Source organism: Enterobacter cloacae complex sp. S2, from assembly GCF_015159675.1.
Classification (GTDB): domain Bacteria; phylum Pseudomonadota; class Gammaproteobacteria; order Enterobacterales; family Enterobacteriaceae; genus Enterobacter; species Enterobacter intestinihominis.
Genome location: NZ_JADDTS010000025.1, coordinates 98,317 through 109,991 on the forward strand (window position 1 = coordinate 98,317; position 11,675 = coordinate 109,991).

The 11,675-nt window shown below is 51.5% G+C and carries 9 protein-coding genes and 1 pseudogene; 8 read left to right on the forward strand and 2 right to left on the reverse strand.

Going from position 1 to position 11,675, the window contains the following annotated elements; translation table 11 throughout:
• The first annotated feature begins 4 nt into the window (after positions 1-4).
• The 4 genes from silA (at position 5) to IPZ49_RS13270 (ending at position 6,490) form a co-directional block, all read left to right on the forward strand.
• Complete coding sequence (gene silA, locus IPZ49_RS13255) at positions 5-3,151, forward strand: Cu(+)/Ag(+) efflux RND transporter permease subunit SilA (RefSeq protein WP_000574021.1); 3,147 nt, start codon at positions 5-7, stop codon at positions 3,149-3,151.
• A gap of 86 nt (positions 3,152-3,237) precedes the next feature.
• Positions 3,238-3,678 carry a DUF411 domain-containing protein gene (locus IPZ49_RS13260; protein WP_008322815.1) on the forward strand — a complete coding sequence of 147 codons (441 nt, stop codon included), beginning with the start codon at positions 3,238-3,240 and terminating at the stop codon, positions 3,676-3,678.
• A 126-nt stretch (positions 3,679-3,804) separates the two neighbouring features.
• Positions 3,805-6,252, forward strand: a complete 2,448-nt coding sequence (gene silP / locus IPZ49_RS13265) for an Ag(+)-translocating P-type ATPase SilP (RefSeq protein ID WP_063932883.1) — start codon at positions 3,805-3,807, stop codon at positions 6,250-6,252.
• A 40-nt stretch (positions 6,253-6,292) separates the two neighbouring features.
• Entirely contained in the window at positions 6,293-6,490 is a 198-nt protein-coding gene (locus tag IPZ49_RS13270) for a DUF2933 domain-containing protein (protein WP_004388331.1), read from the forward strand.
• 33 nt (positions 6,491-6,523) lie between these two features.
• Here IPZ49_RS13270 and IPZ49_RS13275 read toward each other — a convergent pair whose 3' ends face one another.
• Together IPZ49_RS13275 and IPZ49_RS13280 are read right to left on the reverse strand one after the other, a co-directional pair.
• A complete protein-coding gene (locus IPZ49_RS13275) occupies positions 6,524-7,261 on the reverse strand; it encodes a peptidoglycan DD-metalloendopeptidase family protein (RefSeq protein WP_004388332.1) in 738 nt (245 codons plus the stop codon).
• Between the two features lie 288 nt (positions 7,262-7,549).
• Entirely contained in the window at positions 7,550-7,999 is a 450-nt protein-coding gene (locus IPZ49_RS13280) for a copper resistance protein (RefSeq protein ID WP_001023257.1), read from the reverse strand.
• A 234-nt stretch (positions 8,000-8,233) separates the two neighbouring features.
• Here IPZ49_RS13280 and pcoA point away from each other — a divergent pair, with 234 nt between their 5' ends.
• The 4 genes and pseudogenes from pcoA to pcoD form a co-directional block, all read left to right on the forward strand.
• Positions 8,234-10,051, forward strand: coding sequence for a multicopper oxidase PcoA (gene pcoA / locus IPZ49_RS13285; RefSeq protein WP_000925242.1), 1,818 nt, complete (start codon positions 8,234-8,236; stop codon positions 10,049-10,051).
• Positions 10,052-10,056: 5 nt separating this feature from the next.
• Complete coding sequence (gene pcoB / locus IPZ49_RS13290) at positions 10,057-10,947, forward strand: copper resistance outer membrane transporter PcoB (RefSeq protein WP_001378118.1); 891 nt, start codon at positions 10,057-10,059, stop codon at positions 10,945-10,947.
• 39 nt (positions 10,948-10,986) lie between these two features.
• Positions 10,987-11,367: a copper resistance system metallochaperone PcoC gene (gene pcoC / locus IPZ49_RS13295; RefSeq protein WP_000025662.1), complete on the forward strand. Its 381-nt coding sequence runs from the start codon at positions 10,987-10,989 to the stop codon at positions 11,365-11,367.
• Between the two features lie 55 nt (positions 11,368-11,422).
• Positions 11,423-11,675, forward strand: a pseudogene (pcoD, locus tag IPZ49_RS13300) (copper resistance inner membrane protein PcoD); the annotation flags it as partial.

Consider the following 11,675-nt stretch of genomic DNA (forward strand, 5'->3'; position numbering starts at 1 on the left):
GACGATGATTGAATGGATTATCCGGCGCTCTGTCGCCAACCGTTTCCTGGTCATGATGGGCGCACTGTTTCTCAGCATCTGGGGCACATGGACGATAATTAACACGCCGGTCGATGCGCTGCCTGACCTGTCAGATGTGCAGGTCATTATTAAAACCAGCTATCCCGGACAGGCCCCGCAGATTGTAGAAAACCAGGTCACCTATCCGCTTACCACCACCATGCTGTCCGTACCTGGCGCAAAAACCGTGCGTGGCTTTTCACAGTTCGGTGATTCGTATGTGTATGTCATTTTTGAAGACGGCACCGATCTGTACTGGGCCCGTTCGCGCGTGCTGGAATACCTGAATCAGGTTCAGGGCAAACTGCCTGCGGGTGTGAGCTCTGAAATCGGCCCGGACGCCACGGGAGTGGGCTGGATATTTGAATATGCCCTTGTCGATCGCAACGGAAAACACGACCTTTCAGAACTGCGCTCTCTGCAGGACTGGTTCCTGAAATTTGAGCTGAAAACCATCCCGAACGTGGCTGAGGTCGCTTCGGTTGGCGGCGTGGTGAAACAGTACCAGATTCAGGTCAATCCGGTAAAACTGTCCCAGTACGGTATCAGCCTGCCCGAAGTGAAACAGGCACTTGAATCGTCTAACCAGGAGGCCGGTGGCTCATCCGTTGAAATGGCCGAAGCGGAGTATATGGTCCGTGCCAGCGGTTATCTTCAGAGCATTGATGATTTTAATAACATCGTCCTGAAAACAGGTGAGAACGGCGTGCCGGTTTATCTGCGGGATGTTGCCCGCGTGCAGACCGGGCCCGAAATGAGGCGTGGTATTGCCGAGCTGAACGGCCAGGGAGAAGTCGCTGGCGGCGTGGTGATCCTGCGGTCGGGTAAAAATGCGCGCGACGTTATCACGGCAGTGAGGGATAAACTGGAGACGCTGAAGGCCAGCCTGCCGGAAGGCGTTGAAATCGTGACCACCTACGATCGCAGCCAGTTAATCGACCGGGCGATTGATAACCTCAGTTCCAAACTTCTGGAAGAGTTTATCGTGGTGGCCATCGTCTGTGCTCTGTTCCTGTGGCACGTACGTTCTGCCCTGGTGGCGATTATCTCTCTGCCGCTTGGCCTGTGTATCGCCTTTATCGTCATGCACTTCCAGGGACTGAACGCCAATATCATGTCGCTGGGAGGGATAGCGATTGCCGTCGGTGCGATGGTGGATGCCGCCATTGTGATGATTGAAAATGCGCACAAACGGCTTGAGGAGTGGGATCATCAGCATCCGGGTGAGCAGATTGACAACGCCACCCGCTGGAAGGTGATTACCGACGCCTCCGTGGAAGTGGGACCCGCGTTGTTCATTAGCCTGCTGATCATCACCCTGTCCTTTATTCCTATCTTTACCCTGGAAGGGCAGGAAGGTCGTCTGTTTGGCCCGCTGGCATTCACGAAAACGTACTCCATGGCGGGAGCGGCCGCACTGGCCATCATCGTCATTCCTATTCTGATGGGATTCTGGATCCGGGGGAAAATTCCTGCCGAGACAAGTAACCCCCTGAACCGGGTGCTGATCAAAGCGTATCATCCTTTGCTGCTGCGGGTCCTCCACTGGCCAAAAACAACCCTGCTGGTTGCGGCCTTGTCCATTTTCACGGTTATCTGGCCACTGAGTCAGGTGGGCGGTGAATTTCTGCCGAAGATTAACGAGGGCGATCTGCTGTATATGCCGTCGACCTTGCCTGGCGTCTCTCCGGCAGAAGCTGCAGCGCTCCTGCAGACAACAGACAAGTTAATCAAAAGCGTTCCTGAAGTGGCTTCTGTATTTGGCAAGACCGGTAAAGCAGAGACCGCAACGGATTCCGCGCCGCTCGAAATGGTGGAAACCACGATCCAGCTCAAACCTGAGGATCAGTGGCGTCCCGGCATGACAATTGACAAGATTATTGATGAACTCGACAGGACAGTCCGTTTACCGGGTCTGGCAAACCTCTGGGTGCCGCCTATCCGTAACCGTATTGATATGCTCTCAACCGGGATCAAAAGCCCGATAGGTATCAAAGTGTCCGGGACTGTTCTGTCCGATATCGACGCGACGGCGCAGAGTATCGAGGCGGTAGCCAAAACCGTGCCTGGCGTGGTGTCTGTCCTGGCTGAGCGACTTGAGGGCGGGCGCTACATCGATATCGATATCAACCGGGAGAAAGCCTCCCGCTACGGGATGACGGTAGGTGATGTCCAGCTGTTCGTCTCTTCAGCAATCGGAGGTGCTATGGTGGGTGAGACGGTTGAAGGGGTGGCCCGGTACCCTATTAACATTCGCTACCCGCAGGATTACCGGAACAGTCCGCAGGCGCTGAAACAGATGCCGATCCTGACCCCGATGAAGCAGCAGATCACGCTGGGCGATGTCGCGGATATTAACGTCGTTTCTGGACCAACCATGCTGAAAACCGAAAATGCCCGGCCAGCCAGCTGGATTTATGTTGATGCCCGCGGCAGGGACATGGTGTCGGTGGTTAACGACATTAAGACGGCCATCAGCGAGAAAGTGAAACTGAGACCGGGAACCAGTGTGGCATTCTCCGGACAGTTTGAACTGCTTGAGCATGCCAACAAGAAACTGAAGCTGATGGTGCCGATGACGGTGATGATCATTTTCATCCTGTTGTATCTGGCATTCCGCCGGGTTGACGAAGCCCTGCTGATCCTGATGAGCCTGCCGTTCGCCCTGGTTGGCGGAATATGGTTCCTGTACTGGCAGGGCTTCCATATGTCAGTGGCGACCGGAACCGGGTTTATCGCCCTGGCCGGGGTGGCAGCAGAGTTTGGCGTGGTCATGCTGATGTATCTGCGTCATGCCATTGAAGCGCACCCGGAATTGTCCCGTAAAGAGACGTTCACACCGGAAGGTCTTGATGAAGCCCTCTATCATGGTGCCGTACTGCGTGTCCGGCCGAAAGCCATGACCGTGGCGGTGATCATTGCGGGTCTGCTGCCAATACTCTGGGGAACCGGCGCAGGTTCAGAAGTCATGAGCCGTATTGCGGCACCCATGATTGGTGGGATGATCACGGCTCCGCTGCTGTCCCTGTTCATTATTCCTGCCGCCTACAAATTAATCTGGCTGCGCAGACATAAAAAAAGCGTGTCCTGAACCTGAAAGGGCACCCCCTGTGGGTGTCCTTCTTTACTGATTCACCCTGACGTCAGGGTTTATATCGATAATATACAGAGGTGAGTATGAAAAAAGTGGTTCTAATGGCGCTGGCTCTCGGCCTTTCACTACCCGCGATGGCGAGTGAAAAAGTGATTGATATGTACAAATCTGAAAACTGTGGCTGTTGTTCCCTGTGGGGCAAAGCGATGGAAAAAGACGGGTTCGAAGTACGAACTCACGTCATGAATGATCAGGCGCTGTCAGCCCTGAAAGAAAAGCATGCTGTTCCTGCAGGACTACGAAGTTGTCATACCGCGGTTGCCGGTAATTTGATCATTGAAGGCCATGTGCCTGCGACAACGATACATAAGGCAATGCAGTCTGGTTCGGGTATATACGGTCTCGCCACCCCCGGTATGCCAGCAGGAAGTCCTGGAATGGAGATGGGAGCCCGAAAAGAGGCTTACGATGTTATCGCATTCTCACCGGATGGAAGTAAAAAAGTCTTCCAGCGAATCGAATAGTCAGCGGAACGGCTGATAACGGGACGCCGGTAGCAGGCACTCCTGTGCCGGCGATATTCGTGGTAATCGCATCCATGACATACCCTGAAGACAGAAGATGCTTCGGTATGCATAAGGAGAGTTACTGTGAAAAATGACAATGCAGTGCAACACAACAACCAGACTGCTTCTGAGCAGACATTATCCCCGGACGAGGGCCACGTATTGCATAAGGTGAGAGATCCCGTGTGCGGGATGGTCATCCTGCCTGACAAGGCGCACAGCAGCATTCGATACCAGGACCATCAGCTTTATTTCTGCTCCGCCAGCTGTGAGAGCAAATTTAAAGCCCATCCCGATCATTATTTTACCGAAGATGCCAGTGAACATTCCCATCACCATCACCACGATCATCACGAAGTCAGCCCTGATCAGATAAAACAGCCTCACAACCAGGCGGAAAAAGAGAATTCTGAAGGTGTGTGGACATGTCCGATGCACCCGGAGATACGCCGCAGTGGTCCCGGAAGCTGTCCTGTCTGTGGAATGGCACTGGAGCCGCTCGTAGCTACGGCATCCACGGGGCCGAGTGATGAACTTCACGACATGACAAGACGCTTCTGGCTGGGGTTGTTGCTGGCGTTTCCGGTTCTGGTACTCGAAATGGGATCTCATCTGTTTCCCGACTTGAGGAATACAGTACCGCCACAGTACAACACATGGCTGCAGTTGCTTCTGGCCTCCCCTGTCGTGTTGTGGTGTGGCTGGCCATTCTTCGCCCGGGCCGGAATGTCGTTACGTAACCGCTCCCTGAATATGTTTACCCTTGTTGCAATGGGGACCGGCGTAGCCTGGGTTTACAGCGTCATTGCAACCGTCTTCCCCTCCTGGTTTCCTGCATCGTTCAGAAACATGGATGGCCTGGTGGCCGTTTATTTTGAAGCCGCAGCAGTTATTACGGTGCTTGTTCTGCTGGGACAGGTTCTTGAGCTGCGGGCACGGGAACAAACCTCAGGCGCCATTACTGCGCTTCTGAACCTTGCCCCCAAAACCGCCAGACGGCTGGATCATGACGGTCATGAAACGGATATTAATGCGGAAGATGTCCTGCCTGGCGATAAGCTCCGCATCAGACCTGGAGAGAGTATTCCGGTCGACGGTATCGTGATCGAAGGCAAAACAACCGTGGATGAATCGATGGTGACCGGGGAGTCTATGCCGGTTACCAAAACGAAGGGTGACCCTGTCATTGGGGGGACGATTAATCAGACAGGTAGTCTTATCATCCGTGCAGAGAAAGTCGGTGATGAAACGATGCTCTCACGAATTGTTCAGATGGTCGCTGATGCACAGCGTTCGCGTGCCCCCATCCAGAGAATGGCAGACAGCGTTTCAGGCTGGTTTGTTCCTCTGGTGATACTTATCGCGGTTGTTGCTTTCTTGATCTGGTCTGTCTGGGGGCCCGAGCCCAGGATGGCGCACGGTCTCATTGCGGCTGTGTCGGCCCTGATTATTGCCTGTCCCTGCGCGCTGGGACTGGCCACGCCGATGTCGATAATGGTGGGGGTGGGCAAAGGCGCCCAGGCCGGGGTGTTAATCAAGAATGCCGAAGCCCTTGAGCGTCTTGAAAAAGTGGACACGCTGGTTGTCGACAAAACAGGCACGCTCACGGAAGGTTCGCCTACGGTGACAGGGATTATCAGTCTCAGTCCGGGTGGGGAAATATCTCTTTTACGTGTAACAGCTGCAGTGGAAAAAGGTTCGCAGCATCCGTTGGGTATGGCTGTTGTCAGAGCCGCGCATGAAAAGGGGATCGTGATACCTGCCGTCAGTAATTTCAATGCCCCGTCGGGGAAAGGTGTCTCAGGCGATGTCGAAGGTCAACGGGTTGTTATTGGTAATGAACTGGCTATGCAGGAAAACAGTATCGTTATTGATAATCAAAAGGCCGTTGCGGATACGTTGCGGATGGAAGGCGCTACCGTTATCTATGTGGCCACAGACGGGAACCTTGCAGGCCTGATAGCTATCTCGGATCCCGTGAAAGCAACCACGCCGGATGCGCTTAAAGCTTTGCGTCAGGCGGGGATCCGCATTGTTATGCTCACCGGGGATAACCAGCTTACTGCTGAAGCAGTCGCACGGAAACTGGGAATAGATGAGGTTGAAGCCGGGATTCTGCCGGATGGCAAAAAAGCAGTGATAACCCGACTGAAAGAGTCTGGCCATGTGGTTGCGATGGCCGGAGACGGTGTGAATGATGCCCCGGCGCTGGCAGCGGCTGACGTGGGTATAGCCATGGGAACGGGTACAGATGTGGCAATAGAAAGTGCTGGCGTTACCCTTCTCAAAGGCGATTTGATGATACTCAACAGGGCCCGTCATCTGTCAGAGATCACCATGAAAAATATCCGGCAGAATCTGTTTTTTGCGTTTATCTACAATGCTCTTGGGGTGCCTGTAGCTGCAGGTCTGCTTTATCCTGTGTATGGAATACTGCTGTCGCCAGTTATTGCGGCGGCGGCCATGGCCCTTTCCTCCGTTAGCGTCATTGCAAATGCGTTGCGTCTGAAAAGTGTCAGGCTCGGGAAATAACACTGAGTGAAGGGGCTGTTACGAACAGAAGGAGTCCGGTATGAAAAGTACAACCTATGCGCTTATTGCTGTCGCCGCGATTGCGGCATTTGCTCTCCTGCGCGAACACTGGTCACATGTGGCAGGCTACTGGCCATATCTGTTACTGCTGCTTTGTCCGCTCATGCATCTTTTCCACGGTCACGGGGGGCATGGAGATCATCAACATCACGGAAGTGAAAACGATAAAAAAAATTAATCCGGCAGACGGGACCGCGTCGCGGTCCCGTTATCAGTCCAGGTATCGTTCGTAGTCTCTGGCATGCGCAAAGGCATGCTGTTCGAGTTTGTTATCAGCGGGTGCCGCCGTCCGGAACGCCAGTGAGTTAACAGGATTGTTATTGATGACCAGCTCGTAATGCAGATGAGGACCGGATGAACGTCCGCTGTTACCGGATAACGCAATAGCGTCTCCCCGGGTAACCCTGGCCCCTTTAGTAACGAGTATTTTATTGAGGTGGAGATAGCGAGTTTTAACACCGGCTTTTCCCGTTACTTCAACAAAATATCCCATGGTACTGTTGTATTCGGCCCGGGTGATTTTTCCGTCGATGACGCTGACTATTTTCGTGTTCATGGGCATGGAATAATCAATGCCATTATGGGGACTCACTTTTCCCGATACCGGGTTAAGTCTTGCAGGATTGAAAGGCGAACTGAGTCTTGCTGTGGCCGGTAACGGATAATCGAGACTGCCTTTCCCGGAAGTATCGGAAAGGTTATAGAACTTTTTATCTGATATACGATACGCCGTGTAATTAAATGAACCGGACGTAAATTTATAGGCCACGACACGTGATTTTCCCGCTTTCTTTTGCAGTACGAGTTTTAATGATTCATTTTTTTTCAAATGCCGCAGATTAAACCGGGAAGGCAAGGAGCGCTGAAGAGTAGCGATCTCGTTCGATTCCAGCCCCGAGCGGGTGGCTGAAAGGTAGGCATTTTCTTTTACGACATCGGTAGAATACATTTACTGGAATTCGCCGTTAGCATGAACACTGCGGCGTATGCTAGGGGTTTTCAGGAGGCGTGTCATCTGTCAGTTAATCGGGAGCACCGTTGATGGTCGTCATTTTTGTAACATATCTTGTTTCCCGTTTGCTCCGGAAGCTCTGGGAACTGTATGACCAGCCCGACGGTGATGATTAACGGGACTGAAACAGGTTACGGCAGAGCAATATGGGGCTCATGTCCTGCTACGTAACCCGTCAGTAAAGCCCTGCTGCGCACCTGACGCTAAGCACTAACCCGCCTGCAGTTACCTGGTCGAATACAGCCCGCGAAGCTTTCTTGCCTGCGTCTGATGTGCTTCCGCACCGGCATTATTGACCTGCTCATGCACGAGAGCGGCTTTTTCTCCGGCATTCAGTTCGTTAAAAGAAGAAGACGAGGTCTTTGAATTTGCATCACTGCCGGACAGCATTTTTTTATGTTCCTCAATCATTTTCTGATGCGCATAGGACGCGCTGTTGTTCATAAATGAATGAGCAACAATGGCCCTTTCATGTTCATTCATTTCAGAGAATGAGGGCGTGTTGTTTTTATTAACCCTGTCCGGTAAGTTTTCATGCGTCGAGGAATTCACATGACTGACGGCTGAGGCATTATTAACAAATCGATGTGCTTCATGGGCAATATCACTGGACTGAGCAAAAGCTGCCCCACAAAATAAAGCTGTAAACGCAGTGGTCGTGATTAATATATTCATGTGTAATTACCTTCTGAGGTACATAAAAGATGTCCTTATGATCATATATAAAAATAATCAACCTGTGGGGAAGATGACGTAAATGTAATACAGCTATGTACATTACACGATTGTAATGAATTTGTTTCTTAAGGTGTGCTAGATTCATTTCATTGTAAGTGGATGAACCAGTAATTTAATTTAAATCGGTTCTCGAATTCTGTCAGTAACCATACTTTAAATAAGGGAATGCGCATGCTGTTGAAAACGTCTCGACGAACTTTCCTGAAGGGGTTAACCCTCTCTGGCGTAGCCGGAAGTCTTGGCGTATGGAGTTTCAATGCGCGTTCCAGTCTGAGCCTGCCAGTTGCCGCATCCCTGCAGGGTACTCAGTTTGACCTGACCATTGGTGAAACGGCCGTCAATATCACGGGCAGTGAGCGTCAGGCCAAAACAATCAATGGAGGCCTGCCGGGGCCCGTTCTTCGCTGGAAAGAAGGTGACACCATTACCCTGAAGGTCAAAAACCGTCTTAATGAACAGACGTCCATTCACTGGCACGGCATTATTCTTCCGGCCAATATGGATGGTGTTCCGGGGCTGAGTTTTATGGGCATAGAGCCTGATGATACCTACGTTTACACCTTTAAGGTTAAGCAGAACGGGACTTACTGGTACCACAGCCATTCCGGTCTGCAGGAACAGGAGGGGGTATACGGTGCCATTATCATCGATGCCAGGGAGCCAGAACCGTTTGCTTACGATCGTGAGCATGTGGTCATGTTGTCTGACTGGACCGATGAAAATCCTCACAGCCTGCTGAAAAAATTAAAAAAACAGTCGGATTACTACAATTTCAATAAACCAACCGTTGGCTCTTTTTTCCGCGACGTGAATACCAGGGGGCTGTCAGCCACCATTGCCGATCGGAAAATGTGGGCTGAAATGAAAATGAATCCGACTGACCTCGCGGATGTCAGTGGCTACACCTACACCTATCTCATGAACGGGCAGGCCCCGCTGAAAAACTGGACCGGACTGTTCCGTCCCGGTGAAAAGATACGCTTACGGTTTATCAACGGCTCGGCAATGACCTATTTCGATATCCGTATCCCCGGGCTGAAAATGACGGTCGTGGCTGCAGATGGCCAGTATGTAAACCCGGTTACCGTTGACGAATTCAGGATTGCCGTTGCCGAAACCTATGATGTCATTGTGGAGCCTCAGGGTGAGGCCTATACCATCTTCGCACAATCCATGGACAGGACCGGTTACGCTCGAGGGACACTGGCCACGAGAGAGGGGTTAAGTGCTGCCGTTCCCCCCCTCGATCCCCGTCCTCTGTTGACCATGGAAGATATGGGTATGGGGGGAATGGGACATGATATGGCAGGAATGGACCACAGCCAGATGGGAGGCATGGATAACAGCGGAGAGATGATGTCTATGGACGGTGCTGACCTTCCGGATAGCGGGACATCCTCCGCGCCCATGGATCACAGCAGCATGGCCGGTATGGATCATTCCCGGATGGCCGGAATGCCGGGTATGCAAAGTCATCCTGCGTCAGAAACGGATAACCCACTGGTTGATATGCAGGCGATGAGCGTCTCTCCGAAATTAAATGATCCGGGTATTGGTCTTCGAAATAACGGAAGAAAGGTTCTCACGTACGCGGATTTGAAAAGCCGCTTTGAGGATCCTGACGGACGTGAACCTGGCCGTACCATAGAACTGCATTTAACCGGCCACATGGAAAAGTTTGCCTGGTCATTTAACGGAATCAAGTTTTCAGATGCCGCACCGGTGCTGCTGAAATACGGTGAGCGGCTCAGGATCACGCTGATCAACGATACCATGATGACTCACCCCATTCACCTGCATGGTATGTGGAGCGATCTGGAAGATGAAAACGGTAATTTCATGGTTCGTAAACACACAATAGATGTTCCCCCTGGTACAAAACGCAGTTACAGAGTGACAGCAGATGCGCTTGGCCGCTGGGCGTATCACTGCCATTTGCTCTATCACATGGAAATGGGAATGTTTCGTGAAGTCCGGGTGGAGGAATGATGCGAATGAAGAGAAATTTGAAGGCCATACCTGTTCTGGTCGCCGGTTTGTTTACCTCACAGCTTTCTATTGCGGCGGGCTCCGTCTCTGCAGATCCCCACGCCGGGCACGACATGTCTGCCATGCAGATGCCAGCAGATGAGAATTTCACTGAGATGACGTCAATGGAGCCCATTGTAACTGAGAGCAGAACGCCAATTCCGCCTGTTACCGATGCCGACCGGAAGGCTGCATTCGGCAATTTACAGGGGCATGCGATTCACGACAGTGCGATTAATTATCTGGTTCTGCTGGATCAACTGGAATGGCAACGGTCGGATAACACCAACAATTTCAGCTGGAGTGTTAACAGCTGGATTGGAGGCGACACAGATCGGATTTGGCTAAAGAGTGAAGGTGAACGAAGCAATGGGGAAACGGAGGCGGCTGAAGCGCAGTTACTCTGGGGACATGCGGTTGGCCCATGGTGGGATTTGGTTGCGGGTGTCAGGCAGGATTTCAGACCTGCTTCTGCCCGGACCTGGGCTGCTGTCGGTTTTCAGGGGCTGGCACTCTATAATTTTGAGTCTGAAATTACGGGTTTTGTCAGTAATGGCGGAAAAGCAGCCCTTCGTCTGGGAGGAGAATACGACGTTTTACTGACTAACCGGCTCATACTCCAGCCATCCTATGAGGTGAATTTCTACAGTCAGGATGATGAATCGCGGGGTCGCGGCAGGGGACTGACTGACACAGAGCTGGGGCTCCGGCTGCGCTATGAAATACGCCGTGAGTTTGCACCCTATATAGGCGTTTCCTGGAATCAACTTTACGGGAAAACATCCGATATGGCGAAAAGAGAAGGTGAGAAAGACCATCAGGTAGTATTCCTGGCGGGAGCCAGAATCTGGTTTTAACGCACTGATATAAAACACTCAACTAAACAGGTAAATAAAATGTCGATTTTAAATAAAGCCATTCTTACAGGTGGCCTCGTTATGGGCGTTGCTTTCTCTGCTATGGCCCATCCGGAATTAAAAAGCTCTGTGCCACAGGCTGATTCAGCCGTAGCGGCCCCGGAAAAGATTCAGCTTAATTTCTCGGAAAATCTGACCGTGAAATTCTCAGGTGCAAAATTAACGATGACGGGTATGAAAGGCATGTCATCACATTCTCCGATGCCGGTCGCGGCAAAAGTGGCGCCAGGCGCTGACCCTAAATCGATGGTCATTATTCCGCGAGAGCCTTTACCCGCTGGCACTTATCGTGTTGACTGGCGCGCGGTTTCTTCAGATACGCACCCTATTACCGGTAATTACACCTTTACAGTGAAGTAATATTATGAACGACCTGATTATGATTGTTATTCGTTTTCTTCTTTATCTGGATTTGATGGTAATATTTGGATTGCCATTTTTTCAGATATATGGAATAAGCGGTGTCAGACATGAAACCTATAACCTGACTAATTTCAGGTCGTTTATAACCTTTGCTGTTGTTACAGGCATCATTCTTACTGGCATTAATATGCTCCTGGTATCTAATGCCATGAGTGGAGTAACTGACCTCAGAGAATTATCCATCCATGTTATCGAGATGGTGATAGAAGAAACTGATGTGGGTATTAGGGAAGGTGCGAACAAGT